The following is an 18,758-nucleotide window of genomic DNA, read 5'->3' on the forward strand; positions in this document are numbered from 1 at the left end:
CAATTTTAAAGACTTGCTGATCAATTCCTACGATTGGCTCAAGGCGCAGGCTGGCGATCCTCAATATGCTCCTGCTTTTGGGGGCTAGCGCTTGAAAATATGGCACTCTATAGCGCGTGGCGTGTTTAGAAGGACTTTAAAATATGTTACGTGCAAGGCTGCGCGCGTTTCGCCACTTTTCTGAATGGCTGTTGTTGGCGGGCATTCTCATCGCGGTGGGCGGTGCATTGTGGTGGGGGCGGTACCACGAGCACGAGGCCGTCAAAGGGCGAGAGCAACAGCGGCTGGTCGCCCAGGTCAAGTTGCTGGATGCCAATCTGTATCGGCAATTGGATGCCCTGCGCCGGGCGCTGGGGAGTATTCGCAGTTCGATTCCACAGTGGCAGGAAGAGGGCAAGCTCAGGGAGCGTGCTGCTTCACGTCTTACCGCATTTGCCCAGACCATGGTTGGGGTACGCGGGTTAGCGATCATCGACAAACAGGGCATTATCGTCGCGAGTAGCAACCCCAGTGTGGTGGGGAGAGATGTCTCGGCACGGCCGTACTTTACCCGGGGTGCCCGCGATGATCGTGGAGAGCTGCTGTACGTCAATTCGCCCGTTAAGAACTCACAAAACCTGTGGTTGCTGACGCTGTCACGCAAAGTGGTCGATACACAGGGCCAATTTGCCGGCCTGGTGATCGCCTCACTGGATCGTGAGGAGTTTCAGATTCTGCTGGCGTCCTCGCGTTATTCCGCCGATATGACGGTGACTCTGGCACATGGTGATCGCGTCAACTTCATGACGCTGCCCGAAAGTCCGCACGCGGCGCCCGGCAGCCAAATCTCGGTTGGGGCGATTACTCGTTTGACGGCATCACAGCCGTTTGCATTGGCAGAGGAGGAGCGCGAAGACACGACGCGCTTGGTGGCCGCATACCGTGTACAGCCAGCCGGTCTCAACATGGATAAGCCGTTGCTGCTGGAGTTGAGTCGGTCGATGGCTGGGATGTATGCCGAATGGAAAGCAACAACGGCCGCATGGGTAGCCGGCTATCTGGTATTGGTGCTGTTTTCTGTGCTGGGTCTACTGGTCGTGCATGGTCGACGGCGTGAGTTGAAGGCCATCGCACTGCGCAACGAGCGTACGTTGCGTGAAAAGAACCGGGCGTTGGAAGCCGCCAATCAGTTGCTCGAGGCGCAGCGCACACAACTGCAGTCCATGGCTTTTATGGATGGCCTGACCGGCATTGCCAATCGTCGGCACTTTGATGAGGCGTTGTCGCGCGAGTGGCAGCACTGCCGTCGCAAGCAGCTGCCGCTTTCGTTATTGGTACTCGACCTGGACCACTTTAAGCAGCTAAATGATCACTATGGCCATCAAGCTGGCGATACCTGTTTACAGCAGGTGGCGCAGGTATTGCAGCTTGAGTTGTTCCGTGCCCATGACCTGGCGGCACGCTATGGTGGCGAAGAATTCGTCTGTCTGTTGCCGGAGTGTGAACTGGAGGAAGCTCGCCTCAAGGCGGAGCAGATTCGCATGGCAATCGAAGCGTGTGCCATTCCGAACGCAACCGCAAACGCAGCGGGGATTCTGACCGCCAGCATTGGGGTGGCTTGCCGCATTCCCCAGCCGACCGATAACGCCGAAGCCTTGATCTCCCACGCCGATACCGCGCTGTATCGCGCTAAAGCCGCCGGACGGAATTGTGTTGCTACGGCGGCACCTTTTGTTGGCAAGTTAACGCCGTGATGGCGTGCCTGCTCCTGTTTTACTGACACTTATCCATAGTTACTCTTCAACAAGGCCCGACCAGGTTTATCCCGTCGGGCCTTATGCCGTTCTGAAGCTGTGTGATGCGGGAACGTTACGGCCAGGTGCTGCGCCTAGTAGCTGGAATCATTTATTGCGTCATCGTGCTGTTACCCCCCTTGGCCACGGAGAACGGCGTCTGATGTTCGGCCAAAGTGGCCAGTCATGCCATTGCGTTCCCATGACCGCTATCAACCAGCGGCTACCGCACTACACCTCCTGAAAGCGGCCATCTGAGTAGGCAGTGCCCGGACAAATCTCCAGCCGCCACCGCAGCCCCACACTGCCTAACAAGTTTTTAGCTGCCCACAAAATATCTTGTTTGGTGGATTTTTATTCCTGTATATTGGAACAATGAATCTGGACACTCTTCTCGCCAAACGCATCCGCTCGCTACGCAAGAGCCGCGGTTATGCGCTGGAAACCCTCGCCGAACTCAGCGGCGTCAGCCGCTCGATGATTTCCCTGATCGAGCGCGCCGAAACCAGTGCCACGGCCACCGTGCTGGGCAAGCTGGCCGACGCGCTGGGCGTCAGCCTGGCCTCGCTGTTCTCCGAGGAGACCGCCGAAAAGGCCGTCTCACCGCTGGCACGCAGTGAAGCACAGCCGGTGTGGCAGGACCCGGCATCCGGCTATCTGCGCCGCCAGTTGTCGCCACCGGGCTATGGCACACCGATTGAGCTGGCCGAGGTGATCTTCATGCCCGGCCAGAGCGTGACCTTCGATAACGCCATGCGCAGCATCGTTACCCACCAGCAGATCTGGATGCTGGCCGGCGAAATGCACATCACGGTCGAGGGACAGACCTGGCAGCTGCAACCCGGCGACTGCCTGGCGATGACGCTGGGTCAGCAGATCGTGTTCCACAACCCCACTTCCAGTTCGGCACGCTATCTCGTCGCGCTGAGCGCACAACCATCCGCTACAGGGAGACCATAATGAGTGAGCACAAGCTGGTTAACTGCAGTTTTGAGCGTCATGCCGCCGCCATCTTGGATATCTTCAATGAAGCCATCCTCAACTCGACCGCACTGTACGACTACAAGCCACGTGCGCCCGAGAGCATGGTGAGCTGGTTCGATACCAAGCACAAAGGCGGCTTCCCGGTTATCGGCGTAGAAGACAGCCATGGCACGCTGCTGGCCTTCGGCAGCTATGGCACCTTCCGCGCCTGGCCGGCGTTCAAGTACTCGGTGGAGCACTCCATCTACGTGCACAAGGATCACCGCGGCAAAGGGCTGGGCAACACCGTGATGCAGGCGCTGATCGCCGCCGCGCGGCAAAACGATGTGCATGCCATGATCGGTGGAATCGACGCCAGCAACGCTGGCAGCATTGCGCTGCATGAACGGCTGAGCTTCAAGCATGTCGCCACCCTGCCCGAAGTGGGGTTCAAGTTCGGCCGCTGGCTGGACCTTTCCTTCTACCAGCTGCTGCTAGACACCCCGCATACCCCAGTTGATGGCTAGCCAAGTACTAGCTGATAGCCGGCACCGATGCATGCTCATGGTGCCGGTTCTGGGCAAAGCGGCAGAGCGAGTTATTCATGAACGGTTATCTGATTTTCCCTTTGCTGGCCACCGCAGGGGTCGCGCTGGTGGTACAGAACCTGCTGATGGTGCGTATTACAGAGTCGGTCTCAACCGTAGTGATTACCCTGGTCATCAACTCTGCAATGGGGCTGGTACTGCTGTTGTGCTTCCTGCTCGTGCGCAACGGCCTGGCAGGCATCAGTGAAACCATCCAGGCAATCCGCCCCTGGGTGATACTGCCCGGCCTGCTAGGTTCGTTTTTTGTGTTTACCGGTATAGTCGGTTACCAGTCAGTGGGGGCCGCCGTGACAATTGCTGTACTGGTCAGCAGCCAGCTCACCACCGGCATGCTGGTGGATGCTTATAAAACACAGGCGGCACCCAGTCCCCTCTCCGTCTTGGGGGCACTTCTTCTTATCGCTGGAGTGATGCTTATTCTGCGGGGGCGTGGCTGATGAATTGCTCGAAGCTTTGTAGCTGCATGATGGTGGCTTTCCGGTTGTAAAGCAGCCTCATGGGGGAAACTGGCTGGCTGCTCTGGCCGGACTCCAGCCATCCCGATCTCTGCGTCGTACGCGGCAGCCATCAGCAGAGCACCGCACGCGACTTCCAAACGACACAAAAGAACGAACACCCTCAAAGCCTTGTCTGGCAAGGCGTTGAGCTTGTTTTCGACTTTAACAACCTGTTTACGACTTTAATTGGCAGGAACAATCTGTTCAGATTTACACCCGAAAAACCACTAGACCGACCGGTCTAATTGTTATACATTGCAAACATGACTCGAGACCGACAGCAACCCGACACCCGCGAACACATCCTGGCCACCGGCGAGGAGCTGATTCATGGCCGCAGCTTTACCGCGCTGGGGCTGACCGAGCTGTTGTCGGAAGCCGGCGTGCCCAAGGGCTCGTTCTATCACTACTTCAAGTCCAAGGAGGACTTCGGGGTGGCGATGCTGATGCGCTACTTCAGCGAGTATCGCGAACGGGTGGGCGGGCTGCTCACCGATGCGAGCGTGGGCAATGGCCGCGAGCGGCTGCTGTGCTACTTCCAGCAATGGCTGGACAACCACGCGCGCTGCGAGGCGCAGAGCTGCCTGGCGGTGAAGCTGGCGGCGGAGGTGTCCGATCTGTCGGAACCGATGCGCGTGGCACTGGACGACGGCATGCTGGCCATCGTGCAAAGGTTGGCCGCATGCATCCGCGCCGGCCAGGCCGATGGCTCCATCAAGCCGCAGCTGCCGCCGGACGATACCGCCTATGCGCTGTACAGCCTGTGGCTGGGCGCGGCGTTGATGTTCAAGACCCAGCACAGCCTGCAACCGTTGCAGGCGGCGATGATTCACACCCAGGGCTTGCTGCAGCCGTGTAATGCAGCGTAGGACAGGCGCCGTTTGCCGCTGGCAGACGGTTTTTTTGGCAACCAAACTAGACGACCGGTCTAATTACCAACCCAGCCAGAGGAATTCTCATGCAAGCCGACAAACTGCTTACCCCGCTGCACCTTGGCGCCATTACCCTGAACAACCGCGTGCTGATGGCCCCGTTGACCCGCCTGCGCAACACCGAGCCGGGCGATGAGCCCACCGCGCTGGCCACCAAGTACTACCGCCAGCGCGCCGGTGCCGGCCTGATCATCAACGAAGGCACCCACATCTCCCCCACCGCCAAGGGCTATGCCGGCGCCCCCGGCATCTACAGCGAGGAGCAGGTGCGCGCCTGGCGCGAGGTAACCGACGCGGTGCATGCCGAAGGCGGCAAGATCGCCATCCAGCTGTGGCACACCGGCCGCATTTCGCACACCAGCCTGCAGCCGAACGGCGACGCGCCGGTAGCGCCGTCCGCCATCAAGGCCGACAGCAACACCAATATCCGCGACGAAAACGGCCAGCTGGTGCGCGCCCCCACCTCCACCCCGCGTGCGCTGGAAACCGCCGAGATCGCAGACCTGATCGAAGACTACCGCCGCGCCACCGACAACGCGCGCCGCGCCGGCTTCGACCTGGTGGAAATCCACGGCGCCCACGGCTACCTGCTGGACCAGTTCCTGTCGCCTGCGGCCAACGTTCGCACTGACCAGTACGGCGGCAGCGTGGCAAACCGCGCCCGCATCGTGCTGGAAGTGCTGGATGCGGTGATCGCCGAATGGGATGCCGCCCACGTGGGCATCCGCCTGTCGCCGCTGGGGGTGTTCAACGGCCTGTCCGAGACCGACCAGCAGGAGATGGCGCTGTACCTGATCGGCGAAATCGCCAAGCGCAACATCGCCTTCCTGCACCTGTCCGAGCCGGACTGGGCCGGCGGCCCGAAATGGCCGGACGAGTTCCGCCGCGCCGTACGCGCCGCCTACCCGCACCCCATCGTGGCCGCCGGCGGCTACAGCGTGGACAAGGCGGAGCAGCTGATCGGCGCCGGGCTGATCGACGCAGTGGCCTTCGGCCGCCCGTTCATCGCCAACCCGGACCTGCCTGCCCGCTTCGCCCGCGGCGCCGAGCTGAACCCGCCGCAGCCGGAAACCTTCTACGGCGGCGCCGCCGCCGGCTACACCGACTACCCGGCGCTGGCCGACTGAGTCCGGGGCAGCAAGGTTGGCCGCATGCGGCCAAGCTGCCGCTGCAGCGCTGTGCACAAATGCCGCTCACGACACGTGGGCGGCATTTGTGCCGCGCACCCCGGATGCGTAGCGCTTGTCCCGGCTACGAGCCCAAAGAAAACGCCCTGCACGCCGGGCGGCAGCCGTACCCGAATCATCCTCCGCGCAGCGGCTTCCAGACCTGCCCAAGCACACTAACAACAGCGCGGTAAACGTTGGGCTTCGCGGTGTGGGGCCCGGCCTACCCGTGCTGAGCATCAAAGCTTGGCTGCCTGCGAGCAAGCGGCCCGTCCGCCGGACGGAGGCGGTAGGCTCCCACATCCTCCGCGCAGCGGATTCAGCCTGCACTATGCTGCTGTTACAGGCCAGCCGGCGTTGACCGCCAGCGGCCACGCCAGAACACGGGGGAGACACCATGAAGCATGTGCTGTTTGTACTCACCAGCCACGACACGCTGGGCAACACCGGCCACAAGACCGGTTTCTGGGTGGAGGAATTCGCCGCCCCCTACTACCTGCTGGCCGATGCTGGCGTACAGATCACCCTGGCCTCGCCCAAGGGCGGGCATCCGCCGATCGACCCCAAGAGCGCCGACCCGGATTTCGCCACCCCGGCCACCCGGCGCTTCGATGCCGATGCCGCGCTGCAGGCCAAGCTGACGCAGACGCTGCCGCTGGCCGGCATTACCGCCAGTGATTTTGACGCGGTGTTCTACCCCGGCGGCCACGGCCCGCTGTGGGATCTGGCCAACGATGCCTACTCGCTGGCGCTGATCGCCGCCACCATTGCCGCCGGCAAGCCGCTGGCGGCGGTGTGCCATGCACCGGCGGTGCTGATCCGCTCGCTGACCGCAGACGGCACGCCGCTGGTGGCCGGCAAGCGGGTCACCGGCTTCAGCAATAGCGAGGAGGCGGCGGTGGGGCTGAGCGAGGTGGTACCGCTGCTGCTGGAAGACGGCCTGCAGGCCAAGGGCGCCGTGTACCTGAAGGGCCCGGACTGGGCGGAGCACGTAGTGGAAGACGGCCTGCTAATCACCGGCCAGAACCCGGCGTCGTCGGAAGGGGTGGCGCGGGCGCTGCTGGCGCGGCTGCGAGCGTAGCCATGTAGCTTGGTGTCGCGCGTAGCGAGGCGCAACGTTTACCGCGCCTGGTTTGCTAGCCGCTACGCGGGGTTGCGCGCAGTCGCCGCTTCCGCCCGGCGGACGGGCCAGCGGGCCTGTCGCCGCCCCTTCCTCCGCCGCTCGCCGGATGACTCAAGAAATCAATGCGGCTCCGCGACACTCCGGCCCAAAGACATTTTCCAGGCGCCGGCAATTCGCCGTTTGCCCACCTCAAACGGCGCAAGTGCCGCCTTAACACCTGGAGAATAGCAGTTTGACCGGCGCTCCCGGTGGGGCAGCAGGGCGCTTCACAACGTTGGCCGCATATGTTTACCGGCTAGTCTGCCAAGACGGTATCTACAGCGGCGGCGGCTTGCGCCCCCTAGCGGCCGCTGCTGCCGTGCACCGCCTGCTGCAGGCCGCTCACCGCCGCACTGAGCTGATCCTGGTAGCCGGCCTCGGCCTGCTGGCTGCCGTACACGTCCTCCAGCCCTTCGCGCACCAGCGCCAGCAGCGCCTCCTCCTGGCGCTCGGTCAGCGCCAGCCCCACCATGGATTGCTCCAGCCGCATCAGCACGCCGTTGAGCACGGTCAGCGCATCGGCCCGCCCCTGCCGCTGCTTGTGGTCGATGTCGGACAGCACCTTGGTGAGGGTTTCGATGGTGCCGCTGATGGCATCGCCGCGGCGGCTGGCCAGGCTGGCATTGTTGATCGCCGCCAGCCGCGCCTCGGCGGCTTCCAGCAGCATGGCCAGGTGGTCGCGCAGGCGGCCGCAGCGGTCCGGGTCGTCCAGCGGCATATTGGTCACCACCAGCCGGGCGTGCGGGTAGCTGATGGACATGCGGCTCTTGAACTGGGTGATGCGATCCATGGTGGCCATGTGGCGCAGCACCGAGATTTCCAGCTCGCTGGCCGGGCCGCGGCCGTTGAGCGCGATGCTGTCGCCGTTTGGCAGCAGCAGCTCCACCACGCCCTCCACCGCAAACAGCGCCAGCGACTCCTGCAGCGCCAGCGCCAGCGCGCGCGCCTCGCCACACTGGTTGAAACGCTTCATCACCTCCAGCAGCAGCCCGGTTTCGCTCATGCTGGTCATCGCCGTCATCGCGGTGCTGGTGGCGTACTGCGCCTGCGATTTGAGCTGGTGGCGCTCCTGCTGCAGCGCCAGCACCTTGGCCACCTTGGCCTGCAGGATGCGCGGGTTCACCGGCTTGGTGACAAAGTCTTCGCCGCCCACCTCGAAGCCGCGCAGGCGGTCGTCGATGCTGTCCAGCGCCGACAGGAACAGCACCGGCGTGTCGCCGATGTCGAAGTCGTCCTTCACTTCGCGGCACAGCGTGTAGCCGTCCATGTCCGGCATCAGCACGTCCACCAGCATCAGCGCCGGCGCCTGCGAGCGCGCCTGTGCCAGCCCGGCGGCCGCGCTGTCGGCGCATTGCACCAGATAGTGCTCGCCCAGACTGTCGGCGATGAAATCCAGCATGAAGCGGTCGTCGTCCACCACCAGCACTACTGCCCTGTCGTCATCGGTCACCATGTTCGCCCCCTGTTTGCCAATCGCCGCCAGCCTGTGCCGCACCGGCGCGCCTGTCGCTATCGTCCGTTGCCGGCCACCGCCTCATGCTGTTGCTGCCACTGCCGCAACCAGTGCACAAACTCCCCCGCCGCCATCGGGCGGGCAATGAAATAGCCCTGCACATGCTGGCAGCCGGCGGCCACCACCAGGTCCAGATCGTCCTGGGTTTCCACCCCTTCGGCCACCAGCTTCAGCGCGAAGCGCCGCCCCAGACTGACGCTTTCTTCCAGGATGGTGCGCGCCCACGGGTCGCGGCTGGCGCCGGTCACGAAGGCGCGGTCGATTTTCAGCTCGGTAAACGGCGTGCGCATCAGGTGTTCCATGGTGGAAAAACCGGTGCCGAAGTCGTCGATCGACAGGCCGAAACCCTTGATGCGCAGCCGGGTGAGGATGTCGAGGCACATCACGTGATCGCGCCCCAGCCGGGTCTCGGTGATCTCCAGCATGATGTCGCCCGGCGCCACGCCATGCTGCCGCGCCAGGCCGGCGAACTGCTCCGGCAGGTCCAGCCGCGACAGGTTGTCCATCGACACGTTCACCGCCAGCTGCAGATCGATGCCCTGCTGCTGCCAGCTGTGCTGCTGCTGCAGCGCCTGGCTCAGCACCGCGAACGTCATCTCGTCGATCAGCCCCAGCGATTCGATCATCGGCACGAACAGCCCCGGCCCCAGCAGCCCCAGCTGCGGATGGTGCCAGCGCGCCAGGCATTCGGCGCCGCTGACGCGCCAACTGACGGTGTCCACCTTGGGCTGGAAGTACAGCTCGATGGCTCCCTGCTGCAGGCCGCGGCGCAGTTCGGCCTCGTCCAGCTGCGGCTCGCTCATGCTGCGCACCGGCCGCACCGGCTGCGCCGCCCCCGGCTGGCGCAACAGCGCCAGCAGCGCCTCGCGGCTCGCCGGCTTGCCCAGCGCGCCCTGGAAGTTGAGGCCGAAGGAACGCGCCAGCCGCTCGGTGGCTTTCAGCACGTGGCTGTCCATGCCGGACAGGATCACCACCCGCCCCGGGTAGTGCAGCTCGCCCAGCAGGCGCAGGAAGGCGATGCCGTCCATGTCCGGCATCTGCAGGTCGCAGATCAGCCAGTCCGGTGTCGGCTGCTGATCCAGCTGCGCCAGCGCGGCGCGCGCGCTGGCGCAGGCGATGACATGCCCGGCCTGCAGCTCTTGCAGCTGCTGCTGCAACAGCTCCAGCGTGAAGGCGTCGTCGTCCACCAGCATCAGCCGCGGGGCGTCTGGCGCCGCGGCCAGCACCGCCACGCTGGGCACCGCCGCCGCCGGCGGCAGACTGGACAGCAGCTGCTGGCGATGCAGCTCGTCGCAGGTGGCGGCAAAGCATTGCTGCACCGCGTGCAGGCCGCGGCCAACGTCGCCGAGGCCGCGCTGCTGCGGCCACTTTTCCAGCTCGGCCAGCGCCTCGCCCAGCGCCATCGCCCCGACGGTGCGCGCCACCGATTTCAGCCGGTGGCTCTCTCGCGCCACTGCGTCGCCGTCCTGCTGCCGCACCACCTTGTCCAGCGCGGCCAAGCCTTCGGTCAGCCAGTCGGCGAACTTGTCGCAGTAGCGGCGCAGCTTGTCCTGCTCGTCACCCAGCATGGTGTGCAGCACGCTGCTGTCCAGCAGCTGCGGCGCCGCCGCGTCGCTGCCGGCTGCGGCCAACGTGTCGGCAGCACTGCCGGCCGGCGCCGGGCTGTGGCTGCCATCCAGCCAGTAGCTCAGCGTGTGGTACAGCGTGGCCGGCTGCACCGGCTTGCCGACAAAATCGTTCATGCCGGCATGCAGGCAGCGCTGACGGTCCTCGGTGGCCACGTTGGCGGTCATGGCGATGATGGGCAGCTGGTCGAACGCCGGCTCGCGCCGCAACTGGCGGCTGGCCTCCACGCCGTCCAGGTTCGGCATCTGCATGTCCATCAGCACCGCGTCGAAGGTCTGGCGATGCGCCAGCGCCAGCGCCTCGTTGCCGTCGGCGGCGATGCTGACCTTGATGCCCACCGCCTGCAGCAGCTCGGCCGCCACCTGCTGGTTGAACGGGTGGTCGTCCGCCAGCAGCACGCGCTTGCCGGCCAGCTGGCGGCGGTAGTCCTGCGCCGGACGCGGAGCCGCCGGCGGTGGCGGCGCCTGCGGCACCGCCGGCAGGGCCAGGCTGAAGCCGAATTCGCTGCCCTGCTCCGGCTGGCTGCTGACCTGCAGGCAGCCGCCCATCAGCTGCACCAGCTGGTAGCTGATCGCCAGCCCGAGGCCAGTGCCGCCGTACTTGCGCGAGGTGGAGCTGTCGGCCTGCTGGAACGACTGGAACAGCCGCGCCTGCACCTGCGGTGTCATGCCGATGCCGCTGTCGCGCACGCTGAAACCGATGCGTTCATCCGGCTGCACCGTCACCTGCAGCTGCACCTGGCCCTGCTCGGTGAATTTGATGGCATTGCTCAGCAGGTTCAGCAGCACCTGGCGCAGGCGCAGCGCGTCGCCGCGCAGGTAGCGCGGCACCTGCGGCGCCAGCGCGATCTCCAGCCGCAGCCGTTTTTCCTGCGCCCGCTGCGCCACCAGGCTGCGCAACTCTTCCAGCAGCGCCTTGAGGTCGAAGTCACCGCTGTCCAGCTCCAGCTTGCCGGCCTCGATCTTGGAAAAATCCAGGATGTCGTTGATCAGCGCCAGCAGGTGCTGGCCGGAGACACTGATCTTGTCCAGGTAGTCGCGCTGGCGTGCGTCCAGCCGCGTTTGCAGCGCCAGGTGCGCCATGCCCAGCACGCTGTTGAGCGGGGTGCGGATCTCGTGGCTCATATTGGCGAGGAAGCTGCTCTTGGCGCGGTTGGCGCTTTCGGCCTGCTCGCGCGCCACCTCCAGCTCGCGGGTGCGTTCCTGCACCCGGTATTCCAGCGAGGTGGCCAGCTGCAGTAGCTCCTCTTCCACCGCCTTGCGCTCGGTGATGTCGCGCACCACCGCGGTGTAGATAGGTTGGCCGCCGTTGTCGGCGTAGGAGATAGACACCTCCACCGGAAACGGCACGCCGTCGGCACGCCGCCCCAGCAGAGGACGCGGGCTGCGCGTGGCCATGCCGCCGGCGCGGGCGGCCTCGTCGGCAAAGCTCAGCATCAGCTGGTGGTGGCGCTCGGCGCGGCCATCCGGCAGCAGCTGGTCCAGCGGCCGGCCTATCATCTGCGCCGCCTGGTAGCCGAACATGCGCTCGGCCGCCGGGTTGAACACCACGATGTTGAGCGCCGCGTCGGTGGTGATGATGCCGTCCATGGCGGTTTCGATCATGCTGGACAGCCGCAGCTCGTTGGCCTTCAGCGCCAGCTCGGTGGCCTTGCTGTGGCTGATGTCGGTGTTGGTGCCTATCATGCGCAGCGGCTGGCCGTCGGCATCGCGGCCGATCACCATGCCGCGCCCCAGCACCCACAGGTAGTGGCCGTCCTTGTGCCGCAGCCGGTGTTCGCCGACGTAGATATCGTCGCTGCCGCTCAGGTGCCGGTGCAGCAGCTGCTCCACCCCCGCCAGATCGTCCGGGTGCACCCGCGCCCGCCATTCTTCCTCCGAGTCGCTCAGCTCCTCCGGCGCATAGCCCAGCATGCAGCCCCACAGCGCGGAGTACTGCACCCGCTTGGCGGCGATGTCCCAGTCCCACACGCCGTGGCCGGCGCCTTCGATGGCGAACTTCCAGCGTTCCTCGGCCTGGTGCAGCGCCTCGCTGGCCTTGCGGAATTCGTTACGACTGCGGGTGGCGCTGATCACCTGGCCGTAGGTCAGCAGCAGCGGTTGCAGCAGCGCCAGCAACTGCTCGTCGTAGCCGCCCGCCCGGTTGGCCACGCCCACCAGCCCCACCATGTCCTCGCCGTGCATCACCGGCACCGCCATGAAGCTCTGCAGCTGCGGATGACCGGCCGGCTGCCCGCCGGCACGCGGGTCCTGCGCCGGGTGGTTGGCGATCAGCGGCTGCCGGGTCTTGAGCGCGTTGCCCAGCAGGGTGTCCTGGCGGTGGAACTCCAGCCCGCCACGCTGCAGGCCGGCATAGGCGGCACGCGAGGCCTCATCCCAGCTGAGGTCGGTCAGCGCGTGCAGGCGCAGGAAGGCCTGGCCGGCCTCGTCGTGCAGCACCTCGCCCACCAGCCCGTATTCGCTGGCGGTGAGCTGCAGCAGCTGCGCCAGGATGGTCTCGTAGGTCTGCTGCTCGTTGTGGTGTTCGATGTAGTCGCCCTGGATGCGCGCCACCGCCATCAGCTCGGCGGTGGACAGCGCCAGTTGCTGCTGCGCCTGGCGGCTGGCGGTGATGTCCTGCTGCGACACCAGCCATAGTTGGCCGTAACGCGGGTGGCCAAACAGCGAGATGCCGGTTTGCGTCCAGAAGCTGGCGCCATCCAGCCGCCGCGCCGGCCACTCGCCCTGCCAGTGGGCCTGCTGCTGCAGCGCCAGTGCCACCTCGGGCGGCAGCGCCGGCCCATCGCCCGGCAGCAGGCACAGCAGCGGCAGGCCGTTCATGCCGCCCGCCGGGTAGCCATACATCGCCAGCAGCCGCGGGTTGGCGTACAGGATGCGCTGCTCGGCGGTATCCACCAGGCACACGCCCTCCAGCATATTGTCGAGGATCTGCGCATGCAGCCGCAGGTCGGCCTCCATGCTGGACAGCCGCTGCTGCAACGCCAGCTGGCTGTGCCACTGTGCGCGGGCGCGGAGGATGCGCCCCTCGGCATCGCGCACCGCGCTGATGTCCAGCTCCACCGGCAACAGGCTGCCGTCACTGGCCAGCACCTGCAGCGCCACGGCCCGCACCTCCTGCCCGGCCAGCAGCGCCGGCAGCAGCTGCTGCTGCAACAGCTGGCGGCTGGCCGGCGGGTGGAAGTCGAATATCACGCGGCCGACAAAGGCATCGCGCCGGTAGCCCAGCGTCGCCAGCAGGGTGTGGTTGCAGTTGAGCACCAGCCCGCTGTACGGGTCCAGCGACAGCAGCAGCGCCGGGGCATGGTCGTAGGCATCCTGCAGCTGTTGCTGGTTGTCCAGCAGCTGTTGCCGCCGCTGCTGGTGATGGCTGATGTCGGACAGGAAGCCCTGCACGTACAGCAGCTGGCCGGCGGCGTCGTACACGCCGTGGCAGGCGTCGGCCACCCAGCGCACGCTGCCGTCGGCCGCCACCAGCCGGTATTCCAGGGTGCACGGCTGCTGCGCCTGCAGCTGCTGCCAGTATTGCGCCTGCACCGCGGCGTCATCGGCATGCCGCAAGGCGCCCAGGCCGTACTCCGGCCGCCCCAGCAGCGCCGCCGCCGGCAGCCCGGTCAGCGCCAGGCAGCCGCCGCTGCAGTATTCCAGCGTGCGTGCACTATCGTTACGGCAGCGATACACCATATAAGGCAGAGTGCCGGCCGCCGGTTCGGCCGGCGGCACCGCCGGCACCACACCGGCCAGCAGGTAGCCGTAGCCATCGGCAACGCGGAGCAGCACATCCTGCGGCCCGCTCGGCAGTTGCAGGCGGCAGGCATAGTCGAACGGTGCCTGCGCCGCCAGCGCCTGCTGCCAGGCCGCCAGCAGCAACGGCCGCTCAGCCGCCGCCAGCCGGCACAGCCAGCCTTCGCCCAGCGCCTCGGCCGCCGTCAGCGCCAGCAGCCGGCAGCAGGCGGCATTGACGTGCAGCAGCCGGCCCGCCTCGGCCGCCCGGAATACCGGCAGCGGCAAGGCATCCAGCGATGCAGCGTCATGGGGTGGGCGTGGCCGGGTAGCGCTCATGCGGGCAGCGGTCCTGTACATGGAAACGGCAGCCAGCGACGGCCGGCTGCCTTGCCTGCCGCGGCTGGTTTGGCATCAGCATACGCGACTGGCATGAAGCTTCACTCTAGGAAAAATCTCGCCGATAGGCCAGCGAAACGCGCACCGATGTTGCATTGCAATGTAACGGCAGCCACTTTGTCACCACACAGTCATGTAGCAGCGCAACTACACCACAGTTGCCATGCCCGCTTTGCCGTTTTTATGCCTTACGTCAGCTGGCGGATTGACAGCCGGTAACGGAGGCTTAGAATCACATCGAAAATAAAAACAACAAATTAAGTACAAAAATAAACACAAAACAAACATAACCAACAGCAAGGCTTTCAAGCCCAAGGAGACTTTCAATGCAAGACCAGTACATCCTGGCGTTCGACCAGGGCACTACCAGTTCGCGCGCCATCCTGTTCGATCGTGGCGGCAATATCGTGTCGTCGGCGCAGAAGGAATTCCGCCAGATCTACCCGCAGCCGGGCTGGGTGGAGCACGACGCGCAGGAGATCTGGGCCGGCCAGGTAGGTGTGGCCGCCGAGGCGCTGGCGCGCGCCGGCATCCCCGGCAGCCAGGTGGCCGCCATCGGCATCACCAACCAGCGCGAAACCACCGTGGTGTGGGACCGCGACACCGGCCAGCCGGTATACAACGCCATCGTGTGGCAGGACCGCCGCACCGCGCCGTTCTGCGACGAGATCCGCGCCCGTGGCCTGGCCGACAGCATCCGCGACAAGACCGGCCTGCTGGTGGACGCCTACTTCTCCGCCACCAAGGTGCGCTGGATTCTCGACAACGTGCCGGGCGCCCGCGCCCGCGCCGAGGCCGGCAAGCTGGCGTTTGGCACCATCGACAGCTGGCTGATCTGGCAGCTCACCCACGGCCAGGTGCATGTCACCGACGTGTCCAACGCCTCGCGCACCATGCTGTACAACATCCACAGCCTGCAGTGGGATGACGCGCTGCTGGACATCTTCGGCATCCCCGCCAGCATGCTGCCGGCGGTGAAAAGCTCCAGCCAGGTGTACGGCCACACCCACGCCGCGCACCTGGGGGTAGCGGTGCCGATCGCCGGCGTGGCCGGCGACCAGCAGGCGGCGCTGTTCGGCCAGCAGTGCACCACGCCGGGCATGGTGAAGAACACCTACGGCACCGGCTGCTTCATGATGATGAACACCGGCGACACGCCGATCACCTCGCACAACCAGCTGCTGACCACCATCGCCTGGCAGGTGGGCGACAAGGTGCAGTACGCGCTGGAAGGCAGCATCTTCATCGGCGGCTCGGTGGTGAAATGGCTGCGCGACGGCCTCGGCATCATCAAGCAGTCCAGCGATGTCGGCCCGCTGGCGGCGCAGGTGGCGGACAGCGACGGCGTCTACCTGGTACCGGCCTTCGCCGGCCTGGGCGCACCGCACTGGAACGCCAATGCCCGCGGCACGCTGGTAGGCATGACCCAGGGCACCGGCGCCGCGCACATCGCCCGCGCCGCGCTGGACAGCATCGCCTTCCAGACCATGGACGTGCTGGGCGCGATGCAGGCCGATTCCGGCATCACCATCGCCGAGCTGCGCGTGGACGGCGGCGCCTGCGTCAACAATGTACTGATGCAGTTCCAGAGCGACATCCTGCGCACCCAGGTGGCGCGGCCCAAGGTCACCGAGACCACCGCGCTGGGCGCGGCGTATCTGGCCGGCCTGGCGGTGGGCTACTGGCAGAGCACCGACGACATCCAGGGCCAATGGCAGCTGGACACCCGCTTTGCGCCGGCGCTGCCGCAGGAAGTGGTGGACCGCTACGTGGCCGGCTGGCAGCGCGCCACCCGCGCCGCCATCGGCTGGGCCAACGACCAGGCCTGATCCGGCCCCGACATCCCTCAATCAACGCGCCCGCCGCCGTGTCCGCACGGCCGGCGCTGGGCGGGCTTTTGCCTGCGGCCAACGTTGGCCGCACACCCGCGTGGGCGTCAGGAGACAGATATGCATGCATTGTTTGGAGAATTCATCGGTACCGCGCTGCTGGTGCTGCTGGGTAACGGCGTGGTGGCCAATGTGCTGCTCAAAGGCACCAAGGGCCACAACAGCGGCCTGATCGTGGTGGCTTTCGGCTGGGCGATGGCGGTGTTCGTCGGCGTGTTCAGCGTGGCCGCCATCAGCGGCGCCCACCTCAACCCGGCGGTGAGCGTGGCGCTGGCGGTGGCCGGCAAGTTCGCCTGGAGCGACGTGCCCGGCTACGTCGGAGCGCAGATGGCCGGCGGCATGGCCGGCGCGCTGCTGGTGTGGCTGATCTACCGCGACCATTTCGACAGCACCGACTGCGCCGACAGCAAGCTGGCCACCTTCTGCACCGGCCCGGCGATCCGCAGCCTGCCGGCCAACCTGCTGTCCGAGGTGCTGGCCACCTTCGTGCTGGTGTACGCCATCCTCAGCATGGTGGCGCCCAAGGTCTCGCTGGGGGCGATGGACGCGCTGCCGGTCGCACTGCTGGTACTGGGCATCGGAGTGTCGCTGGGCGGCACCACCGGCTACGCGATGAGCCCGGCGCGCGACCTGGCGCCGCGCATCATGCACGCGCTGCTGCCGATCCGCGGCAAGCGCGACAGCGACTGGCGCTATGCCTGGGTGCCGGTGCTGGGCTCGCTGCTGGGCGCCAGCCTGGCGGCGGTGGCGCACGGCGTGGCCTGAACAACGTTTTTTCTCCCTTGCGGGCGCCCGGTGCGCCCGTTTTTTTTGTCGTCAATACAACATATTTCGAACATTAATTTTCGTTTAATGTTGTTTTGTCGTTTGAATTTGCTTATCTTCTATCATCAGATTATCGATGGCGGCATCCGCCGGCCTGAAGCAAAGGACACCCCGTGGAAAGTTTTGACCTGCTCGTGATCGGTGGCGGCATCAACGGCGCCGGCATCGCCCGTGACGCCGCCGGCCGCGGCCTGAAAGTGCTGCTGTGCGAAAAGGACGACCTGGCCGCGCACACCTCCTCCGCCAGCACCAAGCTGATCCACGGCGGCCTGCGCTACCTGGAGTACCACGAGTTCGGCCTGGTGCGTAAGGCGCTGCAAGAGCGCGAAGTACTGCTGGATGCCGCGCCGCACATCATGTGGCCGCTGCGCTTCGTGATGCCGCACGACGCCGAACAGCGCCCGGCGTGGCTGATCCGCTGCGGGCTGTTCCTGTACGACCACCTGGCGCGGCGCCGCCGCCTGGCCGGCAGCCAGCGCATCCGCTTCGACCGCCACCCGGCCGGCGCGCCGCTGCAGGGCCGCTACCACCAGGGCTTCGTCTACTCCGACGGCTGGGTCAACGATGCGCGGCTGGTGGTGCTGAACGCCATGGACGCCGCCGAGCGCGGTGCCAGCATCCACACCCGCACCGCCTGCGTGGCGGCGCGGCGCAGCGGCGATGGCTGGCTCTGCACGCTGCAGGACGCGCGCGGCCAACGTGAAGTAAGCGCCCGCGCGGTGGTGAACGCCGCCGGGCCATGGGTGCAGCAGCTGCTGGGCGGGGTGATCCACGCCCCGGCCAGCAAGGCCATCCGCCTGGTGAAGGGCAGCCACATCATCGTGAACAAGCTGTTCGAGCACCCGTTTGCCTACATCTTCCAGAACCCGGACAAGCGCATCATCTTCGCCATCCCCTACGAGCAGGAGTTCACCCTGATCGGCACCACCGACGTGGACTACCACGGCGACGCCAACCAGGTGGCGATCGACGGCGACGAGATCGCCTACCTGTGCGCAATGAGCAACCGCTACTTCGAACGCCAGATCGGCCCGGCCGACGTGGTGGCCACCTACTCCGGCGTGCGCCCGCTGCTGGACGACGAGCACAGCAACGCCAGCGGCGTCACCCGCGACTACGCGCTGGAGCTGGACAGCGACGGCGCGCCGCTGCTGTCGGTGTTCGGCGGCAAGATCACCACCTACCGCAAGCTGGCGGAACAGGTGGTGGACCAGCTGGCGCCGCTGCTGGGCAACAGCCGGCCAAGCTGGACCGCCGGCAGCCATCTGCCCGGCGGCGACCTGCCGGGTGGCGATTTCGATGTCTTCCTCGCCGCGCTGCAACGCGACAAGCCGTGGCTACCGGCCACGTTGGCCGCACGCCTGGCGCGCGCCTACGGCAGCCGCGTGCATGCGCTGCTGGGCGATGCGGCCAACCTGGCGGCGCTGGGGCGCGAGATCCAGCCCGGCCTGTACGAGGCCGAGCTGCGCTACCTGGTGGAAAAGGAATGGGCAGTGGGGGCGGACGACATCCTGTGGCGGCGCAGCAAGCTGCGCCTGCACCTGCCGGCCGGCGCCGAGGCGGCGGTGACGGCCTGGCTGGCGGAATACCGCAGCCGCCGCGCCGACAACGGCAACCTGCTGCTGCACACCGGTTAAGCCGCAAGGCGCTGCCCAGCCAGCGCGCGACAAGACAAAAACGGTGGGGG

At 66.0% G+C, this 18,758-nt stretch carries 12 protein-coding genes; 10 read left to right on the forward strand and 2 right to left on the reverse strand.

The window, feature by feature from the left end:
• The first annotated feature begins 143 nt into the window (after nt 1-143).
• The 7 genes from ACFOLG_RS14125 (at nt 144) to ACFOLG_RS14155 (ending at nt 7,019) form a co-directional block, all read left to right on the forward strand.
• The gene (locus ACFOLG_RS14125; protein ID WP_386092939.1) at nt 144-1,733 is read left to right on the forward strand and encodes a GGDEF domain-containing protein; all 1,590 of its coding nucleotides are present in this window, start codon (nt 144-146) and stop codon (nt 1,731-1,733) included.
• A 414-nt stretch (nt 1,734-2,147) separates the two neighbouring features.
• Complete coding sequence (locus ACFOLG_RS14130) at nt 2,148-2,732, forward strand: helix-turn-helix domain-containing protein (RefSeq protein ID WP_386092941.1); 585 nt, start codon at nt 2,148-2,150, stop codon at nt 2,730-2,732.
• Nucleotides 2,732-3,262, forward strand: a complete 531-nt coding sequence (locus tag ACFOLG_RS14135) for a GNAT family N-acetyltransferase (protein WP_386092943.1) — start codon at nt 2,732-2,734, stop codon at nt 3,260-3,262. The genes ACFOLG_RS14130 and ACFOLG_RS14135 overlap by 1 nt, the downstream gene beginning before the upstream one ends.
• 77 nt (nt 3,263-3,339) lie before the next feature.
• The gene (locus ACFOLG_RS14140; protein ID WP_386092945.1) at nt 3,340-3,780 is read left to right on the forward strand and encodes a DMT family transporter; all 441 of its coding nucleotides are present in this window, start codon (nt 3,340-3,342) and stop codon (nt 3,778-3,780) included.
• A gap of 323 nt (nt 3,781-4,103) precedes the next feature.
• Complete coding sequence (locus ACFOLG_RS14145) at nt 4,104-4,709, forward strand: TetR/AcrR family transcriptional regulator (protein WP_386092947.1); 606 nt, start codon at nt 4,104-4,106, stop codon at nt 4,707-4,709.
• 89 nt (nt 4,710-4,798) lie between these two features.
• The gene (nemA, locus tag ACFOLG_RS14150) at nt 4,799-5,899 is read left to right on the forward strand and encodes an N-ethylmaleimide reductase (protein WP_386092949.1); all 1,101 of its coding nucleotides are present in this window, start codon (nt 4,799-4,801) and stop codon (nt 5,897-5,899) included.
• 436 nt (nt 5,900-6,335) lie between these two features.
• Nucleotides 6,336-7,019, forward strand: coding sequence for a type 1 glutamine amidotransferase domain-containing protein (locus ACFOLG_RS14155; RefSeq protein ID WP_386092951.1), 684 nt, complete (start codon nt 6,336-6,338; stop codon nt 7,017-7,019).
• Between the two features lie 382 nt (nt 7,020-7,401).
• Here the strand turns inward: ACFOLG_RS14155 and ACFOLG_RS14160 are convergent, their stop codons facing one another.
• Nucleotides 7,402-8,553: a response regulator gene (locus ACFOLG_RS14160; RefSeq protein WP_386092952.1), complete on the reverse strand. Its 1,152-nt coding sequence runs from the start codon at nt 8,551-8,553 to the stop codon at nt 7,402-7,404.
• A 56-nt stretch (nt 8,554-8,609) separates the two neighbouring features.
• Nucleotides 8,610-14,297, reverse strand: a complete 5,688-nt coding sequence (locus ACFOLG_RS14165; protein ID WP_386092955.1) for an EAL domain-containing protein — start codon at nt 14,295-14,297, stop codon at nt 8,610-8,612.
• A gap of 386 nt (nt 14,298-14,683) precedes the next feature.
• Between ACFOLG_RS14165 and glpK the strand changes: the two genes are divergently transcribed.
• The 3 genes from glpK to glpD all read left to right on the forward strand — a co-directional run bounded on the left by glpK (nt 14,684) and on the right by glpD (nt 18,708).
• Complete coding sequence (gene glpK / locus ACFOLG_RS14170; RefSeq protein ID WP_386092957.1) at nt 14,684-16,186, forward strand: glycerol kinase GlpK; 1,503 nt, start codon at nt 14,684-14,686, stop codon at nt 16,184-16,186.
• 120 nt (nt 16,187-16,306) lie between these two features.
• A complete protein-coding gene (locus ACFOLG_RS14175) occupies nt 16,307-17,011 on the forward strand; it encodes an MIP/aquaporin family protein (RefSeq protein ID WP_386092959.1) in 705 nt (234 codons plus the stop codon).
• Nucleotides 17,012-17,184: 173 nt separating this feature from the next.
• A complete protein-coding gene (gene glpD / locus ACFOLG_RS14180; protein WP_386092961.1) occupies nt 17,185-18,708 on the forward strand; it encodes a glycerol-3-phosphate dehydrogenase in 1,524 nt (507 codons plus the stop codon).
• The last annotated feature ends 50 nt before the right edge of the window (nt 18,709-18,758 follow it).

It is taken from the genome of Vogesella facilis (assembly GCF_042648525.1).
GTDB lineage: Bacteria > Pseudomonadota > Gammaproteobacteria > Burkholderiales > Chromobacteriaceae > Vogesella > Vogesella facilis.

Excerpts from the sequence above, each read along its gene's own strand:
- ACFOLG_RS14165 (WP_386092955.1), bottom strand. The coding sequence starts at position 14,297 with ATGAGCGCTACCCGGCCACGCCCACCCCATGACGCTGCATCGCTGGAT.
- glpK (WP_386092957.1), top strand. The coding sequence starts at position 14,684 with ATGCAAGACCAGTACATCCTGGCGTTCGACCAGGGCACTACCAGTTCG.
- ACFOLG_RS14125 (WP_386092939.1), top strand. The coding sequence starts at position 144 with ATGTTACGTGCAAGGCTGCGCGCGTTTCGCCACTTTTCTGAATGGCTG.
- ACFOLG_RS14130 (WP_386092941.1), top strand. The coding sequence starts at position 2,148 with ATGAATCTGGACACTCTTCTCGCCAAACGCATCCGCTCGCTACGCAAG.
- ACFOLG_RS14160 (WP_386092952.1), bottom strand. The coding sequence starts at position 8,553 with ATGGTGACCGATGACGACAGGGCAGTAGTGCTGGTGGTGGACGACGAC.
- ACFOLG_RS14175 (WP_386092959.1), top strand. The coding sequence starts at position 16,307 with ATGCATGCATTGTTTGGAGAATTCATCGGTACCGCGCTGCTGGTGCTG.
- ACFOLG_RS14140 (WP_386092945.1), top strand. The coding sequence starts at position 3,340 with ATGAACGGTTATCTGATTTTCCCTTTGCTGGCCACCGCAGGGGTCGCG.
- ACFOLG_RS14155 (WP_386092951.1), top strand. The coding sequence starts at position 6,336 with ATGAAGCATGTGCTGTTTGTACTCACCAGCCACGACACGCTGGGCAAC.
- ACFOLG_RS14145 (WP_386092947.1), top strand. The coding sequence starts at position 4,104 with ATGACTCGAGACCGACAGCAACCCGACACCCGCGAACACATCCTGGCC.
- nemA (WP_386092949.1), top strand. The coding sequence starts at position 4,799 with ATGCAAGCCGACAAACTGCTTACCCCGCTGCACCTTGGCGCCATTACC.
- ACFOLG_RS14135 (WP_386092943.1), top strand. The coding sequence starts at position 2,732 with ATGAGTGAGCACAAGCTGGTTAACTGCAGTTTTGAGCGTCATGCCGCC.